The sequence below is a fragment of the Fructilactobacillus sp. X8R2C1 genome, assembly GCF_059900955.1.
Genome location: NZ_JBWXVI010000003.1, coordinates 112,892 through 137,735, shown reverse-complemented (window position 1 = coordinate 137,735; position 24,844 = coordinate 112,892). Strand labels below are relative to the sequence as shown.

23 protein-coding genes are annotated in these 24,844 nt (G+C 40.9%); 15 read left to right on the top strand and 8 right to left on the bottom strand.

Annotated elements, in window-relative coordinates; all coding sequences use genetic code 11:
* Positions 1-38: 38 nt before the first annotated feature.
* Positions 39-929, bottom strand: coding sequence for a LysR family transcriptional regulator (locus AC6UD6_RS04660; protein WP_500695838.1), 891 nt, complete (start codon positions 927-929; stop codon positions 39-41).
* 119 nt (positions 930-1,048) lie between these two features.
* On the opposite strand from AC6UD6_RS04660, the gene AC6UD6_RS04655 reads away from it, so the two are divergent.
* From AC6UD6_RS04655 to AC6UD6_RS04640, 4 genes are all read left to right on the top strand, one after another.
* Positions 1,049-2,704, top strand: a complete 1,656-nt coding sequence (locus AC6UD6_RS04655; protein ID WP_500695837.1) for a malolactic enzyme — start codon at positions 1,049-1,051, stop codon at positions 2,702-2,704.
* Positions 2,705-2,720: 16 nt separating this feature from the next.
* Complete coding sequence (locus AC6UD6_RS04650) at positions 2,721-3,692, top strand: AEC family transporter (RefSeq protein ID WP_500695836.1); 972 nt, start codon at positions 2,721-2,723, stop codon at positions 3,690-3,692.
* A 133-nt stretch (positions 3,693-3,825) separates the two neighbouring features.
* Positions 3,826-4,797, top strand: coding sequence for an AEC family transporter (locus AC6UD6_RS04645; RefSeq protein ID WP_500694092.1), 972 nt, complete (start codon positions 3,826-3,828; stop codon positions 4,795-4,797).
* A gap of 79 nt (positions 4,798-4,876) precedes the next feature.
* Entirely contained in the window at positions 4,877-5,518 is a 642-nt protein-coding gene (locus AC6UD6_RS04640) for an HD domain-containing protein (RefSeq protein WP_500695835.1), read from the top strand.
* 34 nt (positions 5,519-5,552) lie between these two features.
* Here the strand turns inward: AC6UD6_RS04640 and AC6UD6_RS04635 are convergent, their stop codons facing one another.
* Positions 5,553-6,053, bottom strand: a complete 501-nt coding sequence (locus tag AC6UD6_RS04635) for an aminoacyl-tRNA deacylase (protein ID WP_500695834.1) — start codon at positions 6,051-6,053, stop codon at positions 5,553-5,555.
* Between the two features lie 112 nt (positions 6,054-6,165).
* Between AC6UD6_RS04635 and AC6UD6_RS04630 the strand changes: the two genes are divergently transcribed.
* The 4 genes from AC6UD6_RS04630 to AC6UD6_RS04615 all read left to right on the top strand — a co-directional run bounded on the left by AC6UD6_RS04630 (position 6,166) and on the right by AC6UD6_RS04615 (position 12,909).
* Positions 6,166-7,770, top strand: coding sequence for an Nramp family divalent metal transporter (locus AC6UD6_RS04630; RefSeq protein ID WP_500694089.1), 1,605 nt, complete (start codon positions 6,166-6,168; stop codon positions 7,768-7,770).
* Between the two features lie 113 nt (positions 7,771-7,883).
* On the top strand, positions 7,884-8,609 hold the full coding sequence (locus tag AC6UD6_RS04625; RefSeq protein ID WP_500694088.1) for a GntR family transcriptional regulator: 726 nt from the start codon (positions 7,884-7,886) through the stop codon (positions 8,607-8,609).
* Positions 8,610-8,759: 150 nt separating this feature from the next.
* Complete coding sequence (gene gltX / locus AC6UD6_RS04620; RefSeq protein WP_500694087.1) at positions 8,760-10,265, top strand: glutamate--tRNA ligase; 1,506 nt, start codon at positions 8,760-8,762, stop codon at positions 10,263-10,265.
* A 235-nt stretch (positions 10,266-10,500) separates the two neighbouring features.
* Positions 10,501-12,909, top strand: a complete 2,409-nt coding sequence (locus tag AC6UD6_RS04615) for a phosphoketolase family protein (protein WP_500695833.1) — start codon at positions 10,501-10,503, stop codon at positions 12,907-12,909.
* A gap of 56 nt (positions 12,910-12,965) precedes the next feature.
* Here the strand turns inward: AC6UD6_RS04615 and AC6UD6_RS04610 are convergent, their stop codons facing one another.
* Positions 12,966-13,850 (bottom strand): RluA family pseudouridine synthase, encoded by an 885-nt coding sequence (locus AC6UD6_RS04610; protein ID WP_500695832.1) that lies wholly within the window; start codon positions 13,848-13,850, stop codon positions 12,966-12,968.
* 52 nt (positions 13,851-13,902) lie between these two features.
* Entirely contained in the window at positions 13,903-14,343 is a 441-nt protein-coding gene (locus AC6UD6_RS04605; protein ID WP_500694084.1) for a universal stress protein, read from the bottom strand.
* Between the two features lie 136 nt (positions 14,344-14,479).
* Here AC6UD6_RS04605 and AC6UD6_RS04600 point away from each other — a divergent pair, with 136 nt between their 5' ends.
* Entirely contained in the window at positions 14,480-14,899 is a 420-nt protein-coding gene (locus AC6UD6_RS04600; protein WP_500695831.1) for a hypothetical protein, read from the top strand.
* Between the two features lie 15 nt (positions 14,900-14,914).
* Positions 14,915-15,388, top strand: a complete 474-nt coding sequence (locus tag AC6UD6_RS04595; protein ID WP_500694082.1) for a hypothetical protein — start codon at positions 14,915-14,917, stop codon at positions 15,386-15,388.
* A 190-nt stretch (positions 15,389-15,578) separates the two neighbouring features.
* On the opposite strand, the gene AC6UD6_RS04590 is transcribed toward AC6UD6_RS04595, so the two are convergent.
* Both AC6UD6_RS04590 and AC6UD6_RS04585 read right to left on the bottom strand, forming a co-directional pair.
* On the bottom strand, positions 15,579-16,424 hold the full coding sequence (locus tag AC6UD6_RS04590; RefSeq protein WP_500694081.1) for an SAM-dependent methyltransferase: 846 nt from the start codon (positions 16,422-16,424) through the stop codon (positions 15,579-15,581).
* Positions 16,425-16,433: 9 nt separating this feature from the next.
* On the bottom strand, positions 16,434-16,841 hold the full coding sequence (locus tag AC6UD6_RS04585; protein WP_500694080.1) for a helix-turn-helix domain-containing protein: 408 nt from the start codon (positions 16,839-16,841) through the stop codon (positions 16,434-16,436).
* Positions 16,842-16,971: 130 nt separating this feature from the next.
* On the opposite strand from AC6UD6_RS04585, the gene rny reads away from it, so the two are divergent.
* On the top strand, positions 16,972-18,564 hold the full coding sequence (rny, locus tag AC6UD6_RS04580; protein WP_500695830.1) for a ribonuclease Y: 1,593 nt from the start codon (positions 16,972-16,974) through the stop codon (positions 18,562-18,564).
* A 43-nt stretch (positions 18,565-18,607) separates the two neighbouring features.
* Here rny and AC6UD6_RS04575 read toward each other — a convergent pair whose 3' ends face one another.
* On the bottom strand, positions 18,608-20,152 hold the full coding sequence (locus AC6UD6_RS04575) for a bifunctional metallophosphatase/5'-nucleotidase (RefSeq protein ID WP_500695829.1): 1,545 nt from the start codon (positions 20,150-20,152) through the stop codon (positions 18,608-18,610).
* A gap of 202 nt (positions 20,153-20,354) precedes the next feature.
* Here AC6UD6_RS04575 and spx point away from each other — a divergent pair, with 202 nt between their 5' ends.
* Both spx and AC6UD6_RS04565 read left to right on the top strand, forming a co-directional pair.
* Positions 20,355-20,753, top strand: coding sequence for a transcriptional regulator Spx (gene spx / locus AC6UD6_RS04570; RefSeq protein ID WP_010022968.1), 399 nt, complete (start codon positions 20,355-20,357; stop codon positions 20,751-20,753).
* A gap of 61 nt (positions 20,754-20,814) precedes the next feature.
* The gene (locus tag AC6UD6_RS04565) at positions 20,815-21,624 is read left to right on the top strand and encodes a Cof-type HAD-IIB family hydrolase (RefSeq protein WP_500695828.1); all 810 of its coding nucleotides are present in this window, start codon (positions 20,815-20,817) and stop codon (positions 21,622-21,624) included.
* 64 nt (positions 21,625-21,688) lie between these two features.
* Here the strand turns inward: AC6UD6_RS04565 and AC6UD6_RS04560 are convergent, their stop codons facing one another.
* Positions 21,689-22,648, bottom strand: a complete 960-nt coding sequence (locus AC6UD6_RS04560) for a nucleoside hydrolase (RefSeq protein ID WP_500695827.1) — start codon at positions 22,646-22,648, stop codon at positions 21,689-21,691.
* A gap of 150 nt (positions 22,649-22,798) precedes the next feature.
* Between AC6UD6_RS04560 and AC6UD6_RS04555 the strand changes: the two genes are divergently transcribed.
* Together AC6UD6_RS04555 and AC6UD6_RS04550 are read left to right on the top strand one after the other, a co-directional pair.
* On the top strand, positions 22,799-23,788 hold the full coding sequence (locus tag AC6UD6_RS04555; RefSeq protein WP_500695826.1) for an NAD(P)/FAD-dependent oxidoreductase: 990 nt from the start codon (positions 22,799-22,801) through the stop codon (positions 23,786-23,788).
* A gap of 86 nt (positions 23,789-23,874) precedes the next feature.
* Positions 23,875-24,843 carry a type I phosphomannose isomerase catalytic subunit gene (locus AC6UD6_RS04550; RefSeq protein WP_500695825.1) on the top strand — a complete coding sequence of 323 codons (969 nt, stop codon included), beginning with the start codon at positions 23,875-23,877 and terminating at the stop codon, positions 24,841-24,843.
* The last annotated feature ends 1 nt before the right edge of the window (position 24,844 follow it).

The window sequence follows — 24,844 nt, the reverse complement described above, 5'->3', positions numbered from 1 at the left end:
TATTAAGAACTAAAAAGTAGGAATTCCAAACGGAATTCCTACTTTTTTTGTGCAATTGATTTGGTTAAAACGTTGATTAATTCTTGCTCTTCGGGTGAAAGAACGTGACTTTTACGAAAGGCCACCGAAACGTAAAACGGGGGTAAATCTTCATCGTCAATGGGGATGGGGACAAGGTTGTCGGAAGGTTTAATGGCCTTACTAACCAAAAAGGTGATCCCCACGTCTTCAGAGACTAATTGTTTGGCTAGCTCAATATCAGACGTTTGATACTTAATCTTAGGGTGAATGGCGTGAAGTTTAGACAGATCCGAAAAGACCTGAGTGTGAACGAAGTCACTGGAGAGGCCCACAAACTCTTCGTTTTTGAGGTCGGCAAATTTAACGGAGTGAGCGTCTGCCAGTGGTGACTGTCGATTCACGACTAGCATGAAGTGGTCTTTGGTTAAAACCGTTGCGTCAATCTCACTACTTTCAAGCGGTTTGGATGATCCTAAAAGTGCTAAGTCGATTCGACCGTCTTTTAATTCCCCTAAAAGCTTTTTGGAACCACTCTCTGAGTTATCAAGATCATTTAGGATCCCAAGTGAAAATAGCTCGGACGCCAGCTTGGGAAAATAATAGTTGCCAATGATTGGTGGAAGACCAAATCGAATGACATGGTCATTGATGCTGCCCATTTCGTTGTTAATTTTGTCTACTTCCTTCATAATTACCTGGACGTGTTTTTCAAGGTCGACGCCGGCCTTAGTGAGTTTAATTTGGTGGTGGGCTTGATTTCGATTAATTAATTCGACGTTGAAGTTATCCTCTAAACGCTTAATGGCCATGGTAATCGTGGGCTGTTTAACGTGATAATACTTGGAAACGTCGGTGTAATTTTTAAGCTCGGTTAACTTGTTGAAGTACATTAAATCTTTTAGCTTCATGATGACCTCATATAAATTAAATTTATGAATAAATCGTGTTTGACTATCTTTTTGATAGTGAATTAGTATTTAAAAGAATCAATTACAGACTATTTTACTACAAAAAGGAGTCTTAAAATATGGCTAAAGGTGAAGAAATATTGAACAATCCCTTTATCAATAAGGGGACTGCATTTACTGATGATGAAAGAAAAACATTAGGACTGGTGGGGATGCTTCCACCGAACGTTCAAACTTTGGACGAACAGGTTGAAAACGTTTATGACGAATACCAACACAAGGGTAGTGACCTTGAAAAACGCATCTACTTGATGAGTATTTTTAACGAAAACCGGGTTCTATTCTATGCAACCTTCGCTAAACATGTCACTGAATTCATGCCAGTCGTTTACGACCCAACGATTGCTGACTCAATTGAAAACTATTCCAGACTGTACGTTAACCCACAAAACGCGGCGTTTTTATCAATCAATCACGATGACCCTGAAACGATCCGTGAAAGTTTAAAGAACACTGCTTCCGGACGCAACATCAAGTTGATCGTTGTAACCGATGGCGAAGGAATCCTTGGAATTGGTGACTGGGGAACTCAAGGAATTGACATCCCAGTTGGTAAATTAATGGTTTACAGTGCCGCTGCCGGCATTGACCCATCGGAAGTCCTACCAGTGGTCTTAGACGTTGGAACTACTAACAAGAGTTTACTCGACAATCCACTCTACCTTGGTAATCACCAGGACCGCGACTACGGTCAAAAGTACTACGACTTCGTTGACAAGTTTGTAAAAGAAGCAGAAGACTTGTTTCCTAATTTATACTTGCACTTTGAAGACTTTGGGCGTGCCAACGCTTCAAACATCCTTGATAAGTACAAGGATGACTACTTGGTCTTTAACGATGACATCCAGGGAACTGGAATTATCGTCCTTGCTGGTGTCTTAGGTGGCCTTAAGATTTCTGGTGAAAAGATGACCGATCAGAAGTACCTGTGCTTTGGTGCCGGAACTGCCGGCGTCGGAATTGCCGAACGGGTTTGTGAAGAGATGGTGCAAGCTGGCTTATCCGAGGAAGAAGCTAAGAAGCATTTCTACATGGTTGATAAGCAAGGCCTCTTGTTTGACGACATGTCCGACCTAACTCCTGGACAAAAAGAGTTTGCGAGAAGTCGTTCTGAATTCTCTGACTCAGAAAACCTGACCGACTTACTCTCAATTGTGAAGGCTGTTCATCCATCAATCATGGTTGGAACTTCTACTCAACACGGCGCCTTCACTGAAGACGTTATTAAGGAAATGGCCGCTCATACTGACCGTCCAATCATCATGCCAATCTCAAACCCAACTAAGTTGGCTGAAGCAACTGCTTCCGATTTGATCAAATGGACTGATGGTCGTGCCTTAGTCGCTACCGGTGTTCCAAGTGCACCCGTTGAATACAACGGAGTTAAGTATGAGATTGGACAGGCTAACAACGCCTTAGTCTACCCAGGAATTGGGTTAGGTGCCATTGCTGCCACCGCCACTAAACTTAACGACGACATGATTAGTGCTGCTGCTCATTCCCTTGGTGGAATTGTGGATTCAACGGTTCCTGGGGCTGCCATTTTGCCACCAGTTGACCAGTTAACCGAATTCTCTGAAACCGTTGCGATTGCTGTTGCTCAAAGCGCAGTTGATCAAAACATTACGCGCGAAAAGATTACGGACGTTAAGTCAGCCGTTGATGACGAAAAATGGTATCCAAAATACCCAGATTTAACTAATTTAAACAAATAATTGGAGGAATGTTACATTGGCAGCGTTTATTACTTCACTAGAAAGTGTTGCTGAGATTGTCATTGTCATTGCACTTGGATATTTCTTGAGAAAGTCGGGAAAATTCGCCGACAGTTTCAAGGGAAACATCTCATTCTTAATCATGAATGTGGCTTTGCCTATTTCAATCTTCGTATCAGTATTAGATAATTTGACCCGTGGAAAGTTAGTCGGGCTAGCTGGCGGACTGTTATACACCGTAATTAGTTTTGCGTTAGGTTACGTTGTCGCCATTGCCCTAGTCTACATCCTAAAAATTAGAAAGGGTCGTAGGGGAACTTTCATTAACATGGCAGTGAACGCCAACACCATCTTTATTGGGCTACCTTTGAACTTGGCACTGTTTGGAACTTCTGGGATGACTTACTTCCTGATTTACTATGTAATGAACACCATCTCAACTTGGGCCATCGGAATCTTCTTCATCTCAGGAGATGATCCCACCAAGAAGAAGGGTGAAAGCAAGGGGAACTTTAACTGGAAGAAGTTGCTTCCAGCTCCACTGATTGGTTTCTTGGTTGCGTTAGTTTGGATTCTGATTGTTAACGTTAAGTTGCCAATGTGGATTGACAAGACTTGTAACATGATTGGTGGTCTTGTAACACCATTATCCTTAATCTACATTGGGATTATTTTGGCCGATGCCGGTCTTTCATCAATTCACTTTGATAAGGATTCCATTGCCGCACTACTTGCTCGTTTCGTGATTGCTCCGGCAATTATGATTGGAACCTTACTGGTCTTCATGCACACCGGTGCTGGGATTCCAAACATCGAATTTGGCACCTTAGTAATTCAATCTGCCACCCCTGGTTTGGCTGTGCTTCCAATTCTGGTTAGTCAGTCCCATGGTGACGTTGATTACGCTACTAACCTGGTTGTAACCAGTACGATTCTGTTTGTGATCGTCGTTCCAATCTTGATGGCCATTATCAACTTCATTGTATAAGTAAGTAATTAATAAAGAAGTCAGACGTTCAATCTGGCTTCTTTTTTGTGTGCCATGCCACGGTCCCGGTTTGAAAGTGGTAACGTAGAAGTATGCACAATTTCATTTATTAATTAATTGGAGGGATTAAACAGTGACCGCATTTATTGCCTCACTAGAGAGTGTCGCTGAGATTGTTATTATTATTGCTTTAGGGTATTTTCTTCGTCGTTCCAACAAAATGACGGATGGTTTTAAGGGAAATGTTTCGTTCTTAATTATGAACATTGCCTTACCAGTTTCGATTTTTATTTCCGTTTTGGATAATTTGAATCGGGGAAAATTAGTTGGACTAGTTGGCGGACTACTATACACGTTGATTAGTTTTACCCTGGGTTATGTAATCGCAATCGCATTGGTTTTTGTTTTAAGGATCAGAAGGGGTCGAAGAGGGGCCTTTATCAACATGTCGGTCAACGCCAACACGATTTTTATGGGATTACCCTTAAACATTGCGTTGTTTGGAAACGCCGGGATGACGTATTTCTTGGTCTACTATGTGATGAACACCGTCTCAACCTGGGCGATCGGAATCTTCTTCATTTCAGGAGATGACCCAACGAAACAAAGGGGAAAAAAGAAAAAGAAGGTTACCCTCAAACAGATTTTACCGCCGCCACTGGTTGGATTTATCTTAGGTTTGGCGTGGATTTTGATCGTGAACGTCAAATTGCCAGCTTGGATTGATAAGACCTGCAACATGATTGGTGGATTAGTGACACCGTTGGCATTGATCTACATTGGAATCATTTTAGCCGATGCCGGCTTATCTTCAATTCATTTTGATAAGGATACCATTGCCGGACTGGTAGGAAGATTTGTGATTGCGCCAGCAATCATGATTGGAACCCTCTTAGCGTTTATGCATTTTGGCGTGAACATGGCCTTTCCAGAGTTTGGGACGTTGGTAATTCAGTCGGCAACGCCCGAACTAGCGGTTTTGCCGATTTTAGTTAGTCAATCCCATGGGGACGTGGACTATGCCACTAATTTAGTGGTAACCAGCACCGTGCTGTTCGTTATCGTGGTTCCGATCCTGATGGAAATTATTAATTTTATTATGTAAGTAAAAGAAGCTATTGGATGGCTTCTTTTTTAGTTATATATTTATAATGTGGGAAATTATTTTAGTAGGAGTGAGAGACATGAACGATAAAATTGCAAAGGTAAAAGAGTACGCCAAAGAGAACATGAGTAAGGATAAGAGTGGACACGGATTTGACCACATCCAACGGGTCGCAAACATGGTCTTACAATTGATGGGGACCGAACCAGCTAACGGTGAGATTGCCCTTTCAGCTGCTTACTTACACGACGTTTTTGACGATAAATTGGTGGATGATCCGGACGCTAAAAGAGAGGAAGTCAAAGAGCGGTTAGCAAAATTTGGCTTTAGTCCTGATGAGATTTTGCAGGTGATGGACATTATCAACCACATGTCTTTTAGTGACAACATTGAACACAAACAACCGTTATCAAAAGAGGGTCAAATCGTTCAAGATGCTGATCGATTAGATGCTCTGGGTGCGATTGGAATTGCGCGGGCCTTTCAGTATGGTGGGGCACATCATCGGACCATTTATGATCCGACAATTAAGCCGCGGACTTTAACTACTAAAGCAGATTATCGCAACGCAACTGACGATACCACCATTAATCATTTTTACGAAAAGTTGTTTAAGATTGCTTCCGATTTAAATACCGATGCTGCTAAACAAATTGGAAAGAAGAGAACCCAGTACATGCGTGAATTTGTTGCTGAATTCAAAAACGAGTGGGATGGATAAAAAAACGCCGATCCGAACGATCGACGTTTTTAGTTTATTCGGTAATATCAGTAAAGGTTCCGTTGACTAATTGTTTGACGTCTTCAGCATTTACTTTAACAGAACGACCAATCTGACCGGATGACACAATGATGTCACCCTGTTTTTGGGCTTCTTCATCGATGTAGATGGGATAACCCTTTTGTTCATAAATTCCGATGGGGGTATTTGCACCGTGCTCATATCCGGTCGTATTAACTAAGTCTTTTAGGGGAACCATGCCCACTTTTTTGTTGCCAGAAGCTTTGGCTAACTTTTTGTAACTTAAGCGTTCATCTAAAGGAACCACTCCAATGACGGGACCAGTTGTTTTTCCAGTCAGCGCTAACGTTTTGTAGATTAAATGTTGATCAACGTCAGCTTCGTTAGTGGTGATTTGTTGAACGTCTCCCTCTTGATGGGTGGCAAAAATCATCTGTTGAAAAGGAATATTGTGTTTTTCAAGGATTTGTTCGACTAAGGTTTTGTGGACTTGATTCTTTTTTTTCTTTGACAAATGGCTCACCTCTCGGAGGTATTTTATCATATTAATAAAATATAAGTAAAAATTTCATTTACTTTTAATTCTTATTTATGTAGAATCAACGTGGAAGGAGATGCAAAGGAAAATGAGTGAGAAAGATGAAAAAAAAGCACCAAAGAAAAAGCATGCCCTAATTGAGTATGCGAATGGTAAATCCCTCCAAGAAATTAACGGAAGCGTTGATGTCCCTGAAGGATTAGGATTTTGGAAAACATTATTCATGTATTCAGGACCAGGAGCGTTAGTTGCGGTGGGGTACATGGATCCCGGAAATTGGTCAACTTCAATTACCGGTGGTCAGAACTTTGGATACTTGCTGATGTCAATTATCTTGATTTCAAGTTTGATCGCGATGTTACTTCAATACATGGCGGCTAAACTTGGTATCGTGACACAAATGGATTTAGCGCAGGCGATTCGTGCAAGAAGTAGTAAGACATTAGGGGTTATCCTTTGGATAACAACTGAGTTAGCAATTATGGCGACCGATATCGCGGAAGTTATCGGGGCAGCGATTGCGTTGTACTTGCTATTCCATATTCCATTGTTGATTGCCGTTTTAATTACGGTTCTTGATGTTTTGGTACTGTTACTACTTACAAGTATTGGATTTAGAAAGATTGAAGCCATTGTTGTTTGTTTGATTTGTGTCATCTTCTTGGTATTTGCCTATGAAGTAACTCTTTCAAACCCACAGTGGTCAAAGGTTTTCTTAAACTTAGTTCCAAACATCAAAACCGTTCAAACCCATCCATTTGTAGGTGGTCAAACTCCGTTAAGTGGTGCCTTAGGTATCATCGGAGCCACCGTTATGCCGCATAATCTATACTTACATTCTGCCATTTCGCAAACCCGTAAGACTGATAATAACGACGAGGATTCAGTGGCACGCTCAGTTAAATTTTCAGCTTGGGATTCCAACATCCAATTAACAATGGCGTTCTTTGTTAACGCATTGTTATTGATTATGGGGGTTGCGGTCTTCAAGTCTGGTGCCGTTAAAGACCCATCATTCTTTGGTTTGTTTGCTGCCTTAAAGAATCCTGATTTTATGACCAACCCATTACTAGCAAGTGTTGCTAAAACCGGAGTCCTTTCAATCCTGTTTGCCGTGGCTTTGCTTGCTTCTGGTCAAAACTCCACTATCACTGGTACTTTGACTGGTCAGGTTGTTATGGAAGGTTTCATCCATATGAGAATGCCTTTGTGGGCTCGTCGTTTGGTAACCCGTGTCATTTCAATCATCCCAGTTGTTATTTGTGTACTTTTGAGTAGTGGAAAACCGGCCATTGAAGAGCATGAAGCGCTTAATACTCTGATGAACAACTCACAGGTCTTCTTGGCGTTTGCTTTACCATTCTCCATGTTGCCGCTTCTGATCTTTACCGATAGTAAGTTTGAAATGCGTGGAAAACGGTTCGTTAATGCCCTCTGGGTTAAAATTGCTGGTTGGGTATCTGTGATTGCTTTGACTTTCTTGAATCTGTATGGTTTGCCAAGTCAGATTGTCAGCTTCTTTGGTGATAATCCAACTCCAGCTCAAACCGATATGGGGAACTGGATTGCCTACATCTTGATTGTTTTAGTTCTGGCCCTCTTGACTTGGGTTGTTTGGGACTTGTACAAGAGTAATAAACGGTTCATGGAGGAACATAAGAACGCGAAAAAAGAAGTCGATCAGTACGAATAATTAATTAGAAAAATAGAACTTCGATTTGATCGGAGCTCTATTTTTTTAGCCAAAATTTATTATTTTTAATATGTTAAAATAATGGGTAAGAAACGTCTAATAAGGAGTATTGAATGGCTGATCTAGTTTATAAACGGGTAATGGATGATTTAAAAAAGAAGATTGATTCCAACTATTTCAATAATAATCGTTTACCGGATGAACGGACTTTAAGTTCAAAGTACCACGTCAGTCGGAGCTCGGTTAAGCAAGCTTTAGGTATCCTAGCGGAACAAGGAATTATTTTTAAGAAACGTGGCTCTGGGACCTTTATTAATCCACTTTATTTGAAGAATAAATCCATTTTTAGTTACGAGGGATCTAACCTTGGAATTACCAATAATCTGAAGGTTGAGGGGTACGATCCAAAGATTGATTTACTGGAATTTAAAGTTGTTGCCCCCACCCCTGAGATTTTAGAAGATCTGTTTCTAAATCAAGGTGATGAAGTGTATGAAATTAAACGGCTCCGCTCGGTTGATTCGACACCTATTATTATCGAGTCTGGTTATATTCCCGTTAAAGTGGCACCCAAAATGAGTAAGCGAGTGGTTAAGGGTTCGATTTTTAACTACTTAGAGGAAAAGCTAAACAAGACGGGAACCAAATCCTACATGTCGATTGAAGCCCAACCGTCCACGATTGATGATCAAAGACTATTGAACTTAAAGCCTGATGAACCAGTCGTGGTCATGGGTGGGATTTTCTTTTTAGACGATGGAACCCCGTTTGAAATTTCCAACATGCGCATTCATTATAAGTACTTTAATTACAACACGTTTGTTGATTTGAATAACTAGAATCGACTTTTACTCAATTTTTTGAGTTAGTTTAAAAGTGATATAATGGAATTGTTGTAAGCACGTACATTGGTTCGGAATTAACGTAATGTAAGAATGTACGAAGAGATTTAAAAGAGTGCCAATGCTGGCAAAAAAGGAAGTATTAAGATGGCGAAAAAGAACGTTAGAGTTAGATATGCACCAAGCCCAACTGGTTTTTTACACATCGGAAATGCACAGTCTGCTTTATTTAATTATCTGTTTGCAAAACATTTCGGCGGAACGATGGTTCTTCGAATCGAAGATACTGATTTAAAGCGTAACGTTGACAGTGGTGAAAAAAGCCAGATGGACAACTTACGCTGGTTAGGGATTGACTGGGATGAAGGCCCTGATAAGCCTAATCCGAAGTATGCTCCCTATCATCAAACGGAGCGAAGAGCTTTGTATGATAAATACATCAGTGAATTAATGGACAAGGGTCTGGCATACAAGGACTTTGCCACTGAAGACGAACTAAAAGAGATGCGGGAAAAGCAACGGGCAAATAAAGAGGCTCCACATTACGATGGACGTTGGTATGGTGCTTCTGAAGCTGATATTCAAGCCGCTGAAGATAAGGGATTACCTTACACAATTCGTTTACATTTACCAAAGGATCATACCTACGAATGGGACGACATTGTGAGAGGTAAGGTTGAATTTAATTCTGACAATTTAGGTGGCGATTTTATCATTCAAAAGAGTGATGGATTACCAACCTATAACTTTGCTGTGGTGGTCGATGACCATTTAATGGACATTACTGATGTTTTAAGGGGGGACGATCACATCGCTAACACCCCTAAGCAAATGGCCGTTTATGATGCATTAGGATGGCAGCACCCTAACTTTGGTCACATCTCATTGATTTATAATCCGAAGACTGGTAAGAAGTTAAGTAAACGTGACAAGGATACTTTGCAGTTCATCAGTGAGTACAAGCGTGAAGGATACTTACGTGAAGCAATCTTTAACTTCATTGCCTTTCTTGGGTGGTCACCGGTTGGTGAAAAGGAAATCTTTTCAAAGGACGAACTGATTAAGGCGTATGATCCAAAGCGAATGTCAAAATCGCCAGCTTTCTTTGACCAACACAAATTAGACTGGATTAACTCGCAATACGTAAAGAGCATGCCATCAAGTGAACTTGCCGATCGAGTGGTCGAACTCGTTGACGAAGGGCAGACTGACATTGCCAAGAAAATTCAAGAAGATGACATTCCCAACCTGCACGATTACGCTGAACAGGTGATTGATATTTACAAACACAGTGTGTTTAAGTTGACTGAAATCATGGAATACATGGATTTCTATTACAATATTTTGGGTCAAAACATTGATTACTCAAAACTCAGCGACTTTTCACACGATGATTTGGAAAAGTTATTCAATGCTTTAGAAGACAAGATTCATGAGGCCAGTGAAAACGGTCAAAATAAGGGACTTGATTATGGTCCAATTGTTAATGAGGTTGGCAAAGAAACGGGGATGAAGGGTAAACAACTCTACTTCCCACTAAACGTCATTTTTACCGGGGACACATCTGCTCCCCAAGTTGCCCAGATTATGGGACTATTTTCTCCATCGGTGATCAGTGCGTTAATCAATAAAGCACTCCGTGGAATTGAATAAAATATTTTAAGTCTCCAATTGAAAAATTGGAGACTTTTTTAGTGCTTAAAATTGCTTGAAATTAGGGTTTTTAAGGGCTTAAAATTGGTTCGTATCAATTGTCGAAATGGTTGACATTTCACCAAAAGTCTTTATCATAGTTGTTGTAGGTAAGCCAATAAGTTTGGCGCTTTCAAAAACAGATTAGATCCAGCTCGAAAACGAGCTGCCGATTATTTAAAAGGAGTGTTATAGCATGGCAGTAGATTATGATTCCAAATCATATTTTGAAAAAATGCAACAATACTGGAATACTGCAAATTACTTGTCAGTAGGTCAGCTATTTTTACGTGCTAATCCTTTGCTTAAGAAGCCTTTGACTTCTGAAGATGTAAAGGTTAAGCCAATTGGACATTGGGGAACAATTGCCTCACAAAACTTTGTTTACACCCATTTGAACCGTGTCATCAACAAATATGACCTTAATATGTTCTATATTGAAGGTTCAGGTCACGGTGGCCAAGTTATGGTTTCAAATTCTTACATGGATGGAAGCTACTCAGAAATCTATCCTAAGATTTCTCAAGATGAAGCCGGAATGGCTCGCCTGTTCAAGCAATTTTCATTCCCTGGTGGAATTGCATCACATGCTGCACCTGAAACTCCAGGTTCAATTCATGAAGGTGGAGAATTAGGTTATTCACTTTCACATGGTGTTGGTGCAATCTTTGATAATCCTGACGTTATTGCTGCCGTTGAAATCGGTGACGGTGAATCAGAAACTGGTCCTTTGGCTGGTTCATGGATGTCAAGTAAGTTCATCAACCCTGTTACTGATGGTGCTGTTTTACCAATCATTAACTTAAACGGATACAAAATTGCTAACCCAACTGTCTTAGCTCGTATGACTGACGAAGACATTACTAAGTACTTTGAAGGTATGGGCTGGAAGCCTCGTTTCGTTGAAACCAACATGCCTTACGGTACCGACCAAATGGAAACTCACGAAAAGCTTGCTAAAGTTATGGATGCTTCAATTGAAGAAATTAAAGCCATTCAAAAGAACGCTCGTGAGAACCAAACTGCAGAAACTGCTACGGAACCAAAATGGCCAATGATCATCTTCCGTTCACCTAAGGGTTGGACTGGCCCTAAGAAGAACGCTGAAGGTCTTCCAATTGAAGGATCATTTAGAGCTCACCAAGTTCCAATTCCACTATCAGCAGATGACATGGGTACTGCTGATGAATTCGTAGAATGGATGAAGAGTTACAAACCTGAAGAATCATTTGATGAAAATGGTACTTTAAAGCCATACCTTAGAGAATTAGCTCCTAAGGGTGACAAACGGATGTCAACGAACCCAATCACTAACGGTGGTATCGATCCTAAGCCATTAGACTTACCTGACTACCGTGATTACGCTCTTGATATCAAGACTCCAGGTGCTACTGAAAACGAAGACATGGTTGTTTGGTCCGAATGGCTACGTGACGTTACTAAGAGAAATCCTAATAACTTCCGTGGATTCGGCCCTGATGAAACATGGTCTAACAGATTATGGCACTTATTCGATGTTACTCGTCGTCAATGGTTGCCAAATATCAACCCACCATATGATGAGTACATGGCTCACTATGGTCGTTTGATTGATTCACAACTATCAGAACACCAAGACGAAGGTTGGCTTGAAGGATACACCCTTACTGGTCGTCATGGATTCTTCGCAACTTACGAAGCCTTCGGTCGAGTTGTAGATTCAATGCTTACTCAATACTTCAAGTGGTTGAGAAAAGCTTCTGAACTCGAATGGAGAAACAAGTATCCTGCATTGAACTTCATCGATTCATCAACTGTATTCCAACAAGATCACAATGGTTACACTCACCAAGATCCAGGTATGATTACCCACTTGTCTGAAAAGAAACCTGAGTTTATCCGTGAATACTTCCCAGCTGATGCAAACACATTATTGGCTGTAGGTAACGAAGCATTTGATAGTTACGAAAGAATTAACTTGATTACTACTTCAAAGCACCCACGTCCACAATGGTTTAACATTGACGAAGCTTCAAACCTTGTTAAGAACGGTCTCGGCTACATTGACTGGGCTTCAACTGACAATGGTGAAGAACCTGACGTTGTTATGGCATCTGCTGGTGTTGAATCAACTCTTGAAACCCTTGCTGCAATTTCAATCTTGCACAAGCGTTTCCCTGAAATGAAGATTAGATACATCAACGTTGTTGATTTGCTTAAGTTACGTAACCCAGAACTAGACCCTCGTGGTATTAGTGACAAGGAATTCGATCAACTCTTTACTAAGGACAAACCGGTTGTATTCGCATTCCACGGTTTCGAAGATATTATCAGAACCATCTTCTTTGATCGTCACAATAAGAACGTTCACGTTCATGGATACCGTGAAAATGGTGACATTACTACACCATTTGACATGCGTGTCTTGAACCAATTAGACCGATTCAATTTGTCTAAGGAAGTTGTTTCTGATATTCCAGAATACGCCCTTAAAGGTACTGGATTTATCCAAGAAATGAACAACATGCTCGACAAGCACGACCATTACATTAGAGAGTACGGTACTGACTTGCCAGAAGTTGAAAACTGGAAATGGGAACCACTTAAAAAACCAGCTAAGAAATAATTAATGTAACTAATTAATTAGAAAAGAGTGAACTCATATGAGTTCACTCTTTTTGTTTACATATTGAATTCAGGCGGTAGTGGGACAGTAACTTCAAGTGGTTGATGGTAAAACGGTGTCATCATTTGGACCCGCCAAGAATGAAGCAGCATGGGATGATCATGATGACCGTTCGGGTCGTATAAGGGATCGTCAATGATCGGATGACCAGTGGAAGCCAAGTGCACCCTGATTTGATGGGTTCGACCGGTCTGAAGTTGAAGGGCCACGAGGGTTTTGTCTGGATCCGTTTTTATGACCTTGTAATTTGTGATCGCTGATTTAGAATTTGGTCCGTTAATTTTGCGTTTGCGCTGGTCGTAAGGATCAAAACCAATTGGCTGATTGATTACTTCCAATTGATTTTTAAAATGACCATGAACCCAGGCCAAGTAAGTTCGCTTGACTGCTTTAGTTTCAATCATTTTGACTAAGATGGGGACCACGGCTGGATTCTTGCCGATGATAAGTGCACCACTGGTTTGTTGATCTAAGCGATGAACCATGTAAGCGTCGTTTTGGGGTTGAAGGTAGTTGGCAGCAAAATTAATGGTGGATCCCATTTCGTGAGGTTGATTGGCATGGGTCTTGTCACCGCGATTCTTGTTAACAATTAAAAAGTCAGAGTTTTCGTAGACAACGTTTAGTGGTTTCGATGAATCTGATGGAACGTGTGGGAACGGGACTTTAAAATCGGTAGCAATAAACTCGAGTGTGACTCGATCATTTTGCTTAACCAGAAAGTTCATGGGCAGGTACTGACCGTTAATTAACACGCGATGATTTTTTCTTAGTGAGAAAATCAAATGCTTGGGAATTAAAAGATATTCGTGCAGATACTCCCGAACGGTTTGTTGATCAAATGATTTGGGGACGGTTAATTCATATTTCCATTTCTTCATAAAATTCCTCAAAATAAAAAACCCACTCAATAAGTGGGTAGAGATTTTGTGACTATTTGACTACTAAGACGTCTTGAGTAGCAGCACGTGTGACGTAGCTAGTGACCGAGCCAACCATCAAACGTTCAACGGCTGAAAGACCAGTAGCACCGATGATGATCAGGTCATCATGGTGATCGCTTGGAAATTCCTTGGCAATGACTTTCTTGGGATTACCAAAACGCATATGAATTGATACGTCGGTTACCCCAGCGTCAATTGCTTGTTGTTTCAAAGTTTCAAGAATCTTCTTTGTCTTGTCAGTTAACTGGTAAACAGCGTCGGCGGTAATTGCATCCCCGTAACTACGGTTGAATTGGTTAACTTCAATTACATTTAAAATATCTAAGTGACTGTCATTTTGTTTAGCCATTGTGATTGCACGACTCATAACAGGCATTGTATCTTCAGCACCATCCACCGGTGCTAAAATCCTCTTGTAATTCTTGGCCATTTAGCTCACCTCATTTGTTTTCTTATACACTAACTATACCATGTTTTAAGAATTTACGTAACGAATTTAGCTAAAACAAAAATTGTTGGTATCAAATTGAGAAGTTCGTTATACTGAAGCTAAAAGGATGAGTAAAATGAAAAGAAAACAGACGTTAACGTGGGCGTTTATTTCACTGATATTGTTCTGGATTGTAAACATTGTTATGACGATGCCAATCATGAAATTAACGGTCAAGTCGAGTGTCAGTGGCCTAGTTCGCACGTCAGCCATTGCAGCCATTATGTATTTGATTCCGATGATTCTGGTTGCGTTTAAAAGTCGTTTAGGATATTATTTGTTGGCAGCCGTTCAGGTTATTTACACGATTGGGTTAATCGCAGCGATTATTGCGATGATCACCATTAGTCATACAACATGGCCACTTCGAATTGCCGTCATTGTGCTGGTAATTGGTTCCATTGGTGTAAATATTTACTGGTTCACGATTGCTTATCAGGTCCGAAAGGCAACGACGAAAGAACGTGTGGCTCATTATATGAAGTTTAGAAAATAAAGTTAGGTGAATGAAATGAAAATTGATGAAAAAGAGTTTGTTGAAGCAGCTGGAAATGATGATTTTCAGAAACAGGTGTCGGAAATGTCCCTTAAAAAGTTGCAATCTGACTTAAAGGGAAACTTGAAGAAGATGACTGATTTTATCGCAAGTAATCTGAAAGAAGACAGGATTGCCAGCGCGGAAATCACCGTTTCTGATCATGACATTCAGCTGAAACTGCAGACCTCGGTCATTAATTTACCGCTAGACTACGCTAAAAACATTGCTAAAATAACGGTGGGAGACGGGATAAAATCAGTCAATGTGTACATGATCATTGCTTCTCCCAACGTCAACCGTTCTAAAATGCGAATTGATGAGTTGGCGGATTCAACTAGTTTTGAAAAGGAGCCCGATGGGACTTATTTGGCGCAGTTCGTTGACTGGACTCAGGATAAATTAGATCAGATTGCGGCTAATGAACAGGATGACGCAAGTTCTAAATAGCTTTTAATTACTAATTATGATACAATGAAGGTATGCGACGAGCCGAGCAGACTTTTTAGTCTGATTGTGGGAACCATGTTTATCTGCCGGATTGCAGATGGTTTGATTAGCAGGTGATGTGAACACCTAGTTAGTCCGTCTGACTTGTTCAGATGCCAAAAAGAGCTTCCAACAAAAGTTGGAAGCTCTTTTATTTTGCTAAATAAACGTGATCTTGGATTAAATCGAAGTTTGAATAGTGTTGATTCAGGTTCTTAATGCCCTCGTCATCGTAAAGTTGTGCGTTTTGCCAGAACTCTTTGGAGTCGGTGGCCCCGTTTCTCTCACCAATGACGATTAATTTGATATCACGATTTGACTTTCTGATTGCTTCAAGAAGTTCATTATCGATTGGAATACCATCTGGAGACCACGACATAATTACGTAGTCAATCTGGTCCTGATACTTGTGAAATGCGTCGAGAGCTGATAACTTTTCCACGTTAGTGACGGGATGTCTGCCAGTTTCGTTCTCGTTTTGCCAATCTAAACTGTCAGTTGCGATGACGTTTGCGTGGTTATCACGGAGTCCCTTTGAGATGTAGCCGTTACCCGCCATTACTTCAAGGGCAGCATTACCATCTAAGTATTTTGCAAGATGGTAGGTAAACGATGAGGAGATGTAGGCCCACATCCCGTATTGATTTTCGAGATAATCACGAAAGTCACGCAAGTGCTTGTCAAGGTTAGAAAGATCGCCTGAAAGCCGGTTCCATTCGGAATCACCGCTACGATCATTCATGGCGTACTTGGAATTGATTTTTTGATAAATCTGGTCCTGAATGTCATCAGGAAGAATCAGCTTGGGCAAATCCTGCGGAAGTCTACCAGCCGTAAGTAATTGATTGGCTGCTAAGACGTTGTTAATTAAGTATTTAATCTCAGGATACTCCCGATACTCGTCACGATACTGTTCCATTTGATGAATGTAAGGTGGAGTCGCCTGTTTCAACTGATGACGTTTTTTGAGTTTTTTTCTGAGTTTACGTTTATCCATTTGATGTCCTTAGTAGTGTAAGTCAAGCGATTCTTGGTGATTTTTGTGGTCATCGTCTCTGTTTTGTTTACCGTGAAGGTAGCCGTTGATAAGTTGAAAAATCTCGTACCGATCGTTGTTATTAATGGCTTCACCGTTGAAGAAGAGTTGCTTTCCAGAGATAAATAACTTGGAAAGATCGGATTCTTCATGGTCAACTCGGCCACTCAAATAGTCCATTGACACGCCAAAAAATTCAGCTAATTTTTTGACTTCAATGTAAGAAGGATTACGGATTCCACGTTCCCAATTGCCGATCTGTGAGGCGGTATTCTCATGCTCTTTGTCAGTGGGAAACATTGTGTTTAATCCGTTTGCAAGGTCAGTCAATGTGATTTTCTGACCGGTTCGTAAAGCTCTGAGTCTTTCAGGAAACATAGAATCACTCCTTAATACCATTATACTTCATGATATCATCAAAAAGCACGAGTGACTTATTTTAAAATAAAGATTTAAATGTTATTATTTAAATAGATTAAAATGAATTGAAAAGAAAGGAAGTGTCAAATTGATAACTTCCATTGCAATTATTATTGCACTCTTACTTGGAGCAGCATGTGGCTACTACGTACGAAAAAACCACGTCTACAAGGGACTGACAGCTGCCAGAACCGCTGCTAGTGAGATTAAAGATAATAACCAAGTTAAGATTAATGATACTAAAAGAAAACTTGAAGATAAAAGTAAAACAGCAGCTGAAAATTATCGTAAAGAAGAAGAAATTGAACTCGATGCCCAAGTTCAAGAAAATGAGAGCCGCAAACTGCGAATTGATCATAGAGAAAAAAGCTTGGAGACTTCCGTTGCCCGCTTGGACAAATCAGAGGACGCTCTAACAACTAAAAAGAACAGTAATCACCTTCTAGTTGAAAACCTTAAGAAGGCTCGTAATGACGTCTTAGAACTTGAGAAGCAAAGAAAACAAATCATCCACGATCGGGGTGAATTAACTGAAGGTCAAGCCAAACAGCTCGTTTTGGCCACTCTTGAAGCTGATTTAAAACGTGACTTTGATACTACCGTTAAGGAAAATAACGACTTAATGGCGTTTAACGCTGCCAAACAGGCCCGTAATCTTATGATTGAGGCAGTTCAAGAGGGGCCAGTTGACGTTCCTCGTGACCACATTGAGCGCTCAGTGATTATTCCGGATGCTGGAATGCGCGCCAAGATTGCTGGCAAAGATGACCAACGATTACGATTGATTGAGACCCTTACCGGGGTTGATTTAATTTTTGATCCAGAACACCCGGAAACGTTAATCATTAGTACCAGTGATCCGGTTAGAAGAGAGATTGCGCGCAATTCCATTAACGATCTGTTGGCCATTAAGCAGGTTAATAATGGTGTAATTGAAAATGAAATCAATCAAACCCAACAGGAAGTTTTGGATGAATTAAGAAAGACTGGTGAGATGACCGTTAGTCACTTGCACCTTGGTTGGGTTCATCCGGACCTAATGAAGACGGTGGGACGCTTAAAGTTTCGAACGTCGTATGGTCAAAACGTCTTAGAGCATTCCATTGAAGTTGCCGAACTATCAGCTGTGATGGCTGCTGAACTTGGTTTAGATGTTCGGATGGCTAAACGGACTGGATTATTCCATGATATCGGGAAGGCGATTGACAGAGAAGTTTCTGGAACACACGTTGAACTGGGAGTGAAGTTAGCTGAGGCTTATGGTGAAGATCCAATTGTCATAAACTCGATTGCGTCTCATCATGGGGACGTTGAACCAGATAACCCATACGCTATTTTGGTCGCAGTGGCTGACGGAATGTCAGGAGCTCGACCAGGTGCCAGAAGCGAATCGGTCGAGGAGTACATCAATCGATTAAAGAGTTTGGAAAAAATTGCGAATGAACATCCCGGCGTTAAGGATAGTTACGCCATTCAGGCCGGTCGTGAGATTCGAATCATGGTTGATCCAAAGAAGGTTAACGATACGCAAAGTAGTGAGTTAACCAATGAAGTAAAGGACCAAATTGAAAACGAATTGACCTATCCTGGTAAAATTAAGGTTACTACAATTCGACAGTTGCAAGCCGTTCAGTACGTGGGCGGTAAACCGAAAAACAATAAAAAGAAAAAAGCTGGATAAAAAAAGTTCTTCACCATTGGCATTTACGTGGTGAGGAACTTTTTTATTTAATGACTTTGAAGTTTTGCTGGTTGTTAGCGTCGACTACGGGATGATCTTGAAGGTACTTCGCAATCAAATTACTCATGGTAATGGTGTTATAGGAAATAATTTTACTTTCATCGTACATGGGGTAGTGCCCGCCACCAACGGCGCGGTATGCGTTTAAGACGATCTTCAAGGGCTGATGGTCCAGAACTGGGCGACCGTGATAGGTTAAGTTAACGATTCTGGAACCAATCGGCCGGGAGACGTCAATAGTGTAATCAATGCCCGCGTACATGTCATAGTTATAGTCCCGGTGTTTCGGATAAGTATATACGGGGTTGACAATGATTTTATTATCCTTTAAGGCAAAATAATCAGCCGTTTTTTCAAGGGCAGCTTTTAAGTCCGCTCCAGTAATGTTTAAGACTGCTAACGTGTTTGGATAGACGTAGTTGGTGATGATGTTTCTCATGGTGATTGGATTTTCGAATCCATGGGCTTCGTCGGTAAAGAGCGCGGTTGCCGAAATATCAACTCCCATTGTTTCCATTTGGACCCTTTGAATAAAATTGATAAAGGCCGATCCATGGGTTCGAACTTCGAAGGGATCTTTATATTTGAGATTACCTTTAATCTTTGAGAGTGGTTTTGAGAGCCATTTTTCAACATCTTGGTCGACTGGATCAACGACGTTTTTGGTCGGTTGAAATGGCTTATTTTGAGCCGTTGAGATTAGTTTGGCGTTACTGTTGACCACCGTTTTATCGTTATCATTAATATCAAGGGTAATTTTGCCTACGTAATCACCACGATGTCCGGGTTGAACGTACGGAACGCCAAAGAGATGGTTAGCGAGCTTTCGGTGCTGGTGACCCGTCACTAAAGCGTCAATTCCGGGAACTTCTTTTAAAATTTGATAACTTTCGTTTTCACCAGTGAATTTTTCACTAAGTTTGCCTACTTTGTCTCTTTCAAAGCCCCCATGATACAAAATAACCACCACGTCGGTTTTTTGGCGAAGAATTGGGACGTATTTTTTGGCCGTTTCTAAGCCAGATTTAAACTTAAGCCCTTTAACGTTGGCCTTATTCTCCCACTGGTTAATGGCCTGAGTGGTAAGACCTAATACTCCCACCTTTAGATCCCCAAAGTCTTTAATGGCATAGGCCGACCCAAAGGCTGGCTCATCTTTTTCGTTTAGGATGTTGGCGCAGATAAACTGGCGCTTGGTGTTTTTGATGGTATTTTTTAAGTAGCTTTGTCCGTAGTTAAATTCGTGATTACCGAGTGATCCAAAGTCATAGTCAATCGTATCGTATGCTTTATTAATCGCCTTAGCACTCGGAAGTTTTAAAACTTCGGCCGTGTAGTAGGCAAGAGGAGACCCCTCTAAAAAATCACCATTATCTAAAATTAAGGTGTGGTCGAAGCCTTCCTGTTCGTGCTTAATTGTGGTTGCTGCCTTTTCTAAACCAAAGGGCATGTTTTCATTTGGTTTAACGTAATTTGTTGGCGCTAAATAACCGTGAATATCGCTCGTACATAGTATTTTGAGTTTCATAGTTTGGCCTCTCCCTCTTATATAGTACAAATTATAATATTTATTAAGGAAAGTGTAAATAAAAGCTAGAAATCAGGCTTTATTTAAGTTTAAAATAACGTTGACGAAGTAATAATATATGATACAATTTAGTTGTTTAATAAGTACATTCGTACTAATTTAAACAAGTCATGTTAAATGTTAGACATGAGGAGGTTATTACATGTTGAATTTATATGTTGCACCAAGCAGCGCATCAAGTCGTAAAGCCCGTGCTTGGTTGAAAGACCATAATATTCCATTTAAGGAACGAAACATCAATTCAAACCCACTTAACGCTGACGAAGTAAAACAAATTCTTCGTTTAACCGAAAATGGCAGTGAGGATATTATTTCAACAAGATCAAATGTTTTTAAGAAACTGCACTTGAACTTAGATGACTTATCTTTAACAGAGTTAGTTGACCTATTAGTAAAGTACCCTGACCTAATCAAGCGTCCGATCATTTTTGATGACAAACGTCTTGAAGTTGGCTACAACGAAGAAGAAATTAGACGGTTCTTACCGCGAGATGTTCGTGAAGCAGAATTGAGACAATTAGAGTCGAAGTTAACTTCTTAAGATATGAAAACGCCCGGTATGGGCGTTTTTTTATGAATAATTTAAATGATGAGGAATTAATATGATTAAAATGATCGCACTCGATCTTGACAACACACTGCTTACAGGTGATAAGAAGATCAGTAAAGTAAACGAAGACGAGTTAAAAAAGTTACACCGACAGGGGATCAAAGTGGTGCTCTGTACTGGACGACCAATCAATGCCATTTGGAAGTACATTAAGCAACTAGACCTTGATGAGCCAGATGATTATACCATCACCTTTAATGGTGGGCTCGTGGTTCGAAATGCCGATAAGTATGAATTATTTAAGCGTGGGATGAATCGAGATGCGTTCAAATTACTTTATGAATACGCTCAAAGAAACGGCCTCCCGTTAGATATTCTTGATTTTACCCAGGTCTATCCAATCTCCGATTTAAAACCATCGATTTATCAACAAATGTTGAATGCTGACATGCAGTTTGTACCAACTAAGTTTTCTGAGATGCCAGACGAAAGCTACTCTAAGGCGGTTATCGCAGCCGAACCAGACGTTCTTGATAAAGCTGTTAGTGACATGCCCGAAGATGTGAAAAAGCAGTATCACATTGTTCGTTCACAACCCCAAATCCTAGAATTCTTGGCACCCAGTGTTGATAAAGCCTATGGATTAGGAGCATTGCTTAGTCACTATGGTGATGATTTTTCTAATCTAATGGCATTTGGTGATGCTGAAAACGATGCCGGAATGATTAAGAAGGCCAAGGTTGGAGTTGCAATGGCGAATGCGCAGGAACCAATCAAGAAAATTGCGACGGATGTGACAAAATCGAATGACGATGATGGTGTGGCAGTTTTTTTAAAGCAGTATTTTAAAGCTGATCAATAAATATAAACACAACCAAATAAAAATGAGCTAAACAATTATGTTTAGCTCATTTTTATTTGGTTTTTTACATGGTCTCAAACGCATTATTCATATTTTTCATAAATTCTTTTAAGTAGCGTTTGGAGTCAACCGCTACAGCCACCTTAACGTTGGTGTTAGGATCATCTAATCGATTCTTGTCACCAATCGTTCTAGCATAGTATGCGTCGGGTTTGGTGGTAACGATCATATTCATATCAATGAATTTTACGAAACTAGGGTTGACCGCTACACCAACGGCGAGTGGGTCATGAAGTGAACAGCCGCCAAGTTCAGGATACATATCAGCATAGATGTTGATGTAGAAATCCACGATGTCAGCCATTTTCTTTCCAGCCGTTGTCCCAGAATCGCGCCACTTTTGGGTTTCTTGCTTGGTCAAAAGGGTTCGTAACGTAACGTCAAGGCCGACCATGTTGATGTGAAGGTTACTGGTGAAGACTTCGTTGGCTGAAATGGCATCTTGGTTGATGTTGGCCTCGGCGACGGGGGTGACATTACCCGGAACGGTTAAAGCACCGCCCATTAAAGTCACATTGCCAACCTGCTCCATGACTTTTGGAGCTTGTTTGATTGCTTTGGCTAAGTTAGTAAGAGGACCAGTTGGCACAATCGTTAGATCATTGCCGTACTTTTTAGCGGATTCAATCATGAAGTCGACCCCGTTTTTACTTTGGACCGCACCGCTTGGTTCGGGAAGGTCAACGTCGCCAATCCCATTTTCACCGTGAATGTCAGCGCTGACTTGCATTCTGACATAATCTTCGCTTAATGGATGAGTTTCACCAATAAAGACTGGAACGTCTGAAGCACCAAGTAAATCTAAAATTTTAAGGGTATTAACGGCTGCCCGTTTGGCTTCGATGTTGCCAAACGAAGCAATGACCCCGATTAAATCAATCTCAGAATTGCCAACCGCGTAGGTTAGTGCCATTGAGTCATCGATTCCAGTATCAAGGTCCAAAATCATTTTTTTGGTACTCATATAAAGTCCTCCTATATAACTTCAGTTACAGTACAACTTTATAATACTTTAATATGTAGGAAATTGCGATAGATATGAAATTGGTTTTTTTATTTTGTCTTTGCATGGTAAACTTTGGTTAAAGATAAAATTAGATAAAGAGTGATAAAAATGGAAAATATGTACGATATAACAATTATTGGCGGCGGTCCCGTTGGGATGTTTGCGGGGTTTTACGCTGGCCTGCGGGATGCTAAAACGCAGATCATTGAGAGCCTTCCTGAACTTGGGGGCCAGGTCAAAGCGCTTTATCCTGAAAAGACCATTTTGGACGTTGCTGGTTTTGCGGGCGTCACGGGTGACGAGCTGATTGCACGACTGCAAAAGCAACTTGACACCGTTGATGTTGACCAAAAGGTCGAGAGTAAGGTAGTCGATGTGATTAAAAAAGATGACTATTTTGAGATTGAAACCAGTAGGGGAACTACTAAGAGTAAAGCCGTCATCATTGCGACCGGAAACGGTGCCTTTAAGCCACGTGAACTACGGGCTGAAAATGCCGAAGAGCTCACTGGGAAACGTCTTTTTTACAGTATCAATGATTTAAACCAGTTCAAGGGGCGAGACGTCATGGTCGCTGGTGGTGGCGATTCCGCCGTTGACATGGCTTTAATGCTTGAACGGGTTGCAAGTAAGGTATTTTTATTGCACCGGCGGGACGAATTTCGTGGTCTTGAGTATATGGTTGATCGTCTCAAGGAATCATCAGTTGAGGTGGTCACCCCATACTTGATTAAACAACTGGATGAGGTTGATAATCGTTTAAGGGTTACCAGTAAAAAAGTTAAGACTGAAGATGACGAGATGGAAATGATGGTGGATGATCTCGTGGTGAACTACGGGTTTATTTCGAATAATCGCCAGTTAAAGGAATGGCAGATTCAACCAGCCCTTGATCATCGCTTGCTTGAGGTTGATCAATCTTTTGAGACCAGTGTGCCGGGGGTCTTTGCGATTGGGGATCAGATTACTTATCCCGGCAAACAAGACTTGATTGCGACTGGATTTGGTGAGGCTCCCACCGCCATTAACGTTTTAATGAAAGAAATTTATCCCGACCGAAGGGGACCCGTTCACAGTACTTCGCTTCATCGCAAGTAGGTTCAAGAAAGGATAAATGTTGTGAAACCATTAACATGATGCTATCATGAAACTAGTTGAAATTTTTTAACTGGAGGATGATGTTCATGACAAATGAAGTATTTCCCTTATTTTTAAAGCCCGTTTTACAGAATAAGATGTGGGGTGGAACCGAACTAAAGCGGTATCACTATCAGTTAAATAGTAATCACGTTGGAGAGGCGTGGATTGCTTCGACTTATGGTGATGACTTGTCAGTGGTTTATAACGGACCCTACGATGAAAAGACTTTAAAAGAAGTTTGGAAGAAACATCCAGCACTATTTGGTGGGCATCCGGCCAAGGCTTCCTTTCCACTATTGGTTAAAATTTTGGATGCCAAGGAAAACTTGTCAATCCAGGTTCATCCGAGTGATGAGAACGCGCAAAAGTACTTTAATGAAAAGAATGGAAAAACTGAGTGCTGGTACATTTTAGACACCAAACCAGATTCAAAGGTATATTACGGTCATTCCGCCAAAAGTAAGGATGAAATTCGGCAGGCCATTAAAGACCACCAGTTAGACCAGATTTTAGAAACGAAAACCGTTCAACCAGGTGAGATGGTTTATGTACCAGCTGGGACGCTTCATTCTTTGGGAGCAGGCATTGTCGCTCTTGAGGTGGAACAAAATTCTGACAACACGCTCCGGTTTTATGATTTCGACCGGGTGGATCAAAAGACGGGGAAGAAACGACCACTCCAGGTAGAAGATGCCATTAAAGTAACCAATACTCCGAACGTTCTACCAGACCCCGAGCAAACCCAACTGGTTGTCGATTCAAATAATCCAGCCCGGACACGTCTATTGAAATCAAAGTACTTTAACGTTTATCAAATTGTGGTTCACGGTCAAGTCGAGATTAAAGACATGCAGACTTATTCAGTGAACGTTGTTATTGATGGAACAGGGACACTAATTGTCGATGGCAAATCGTATTCGCTTGAAAAGGGAAGTACGTATGTCTTGCCAGTTCAAGCCAAAACGTATCAGTTAAAGGGAGACCTCCGAATTATTCAGACAACCGCAAACTAAA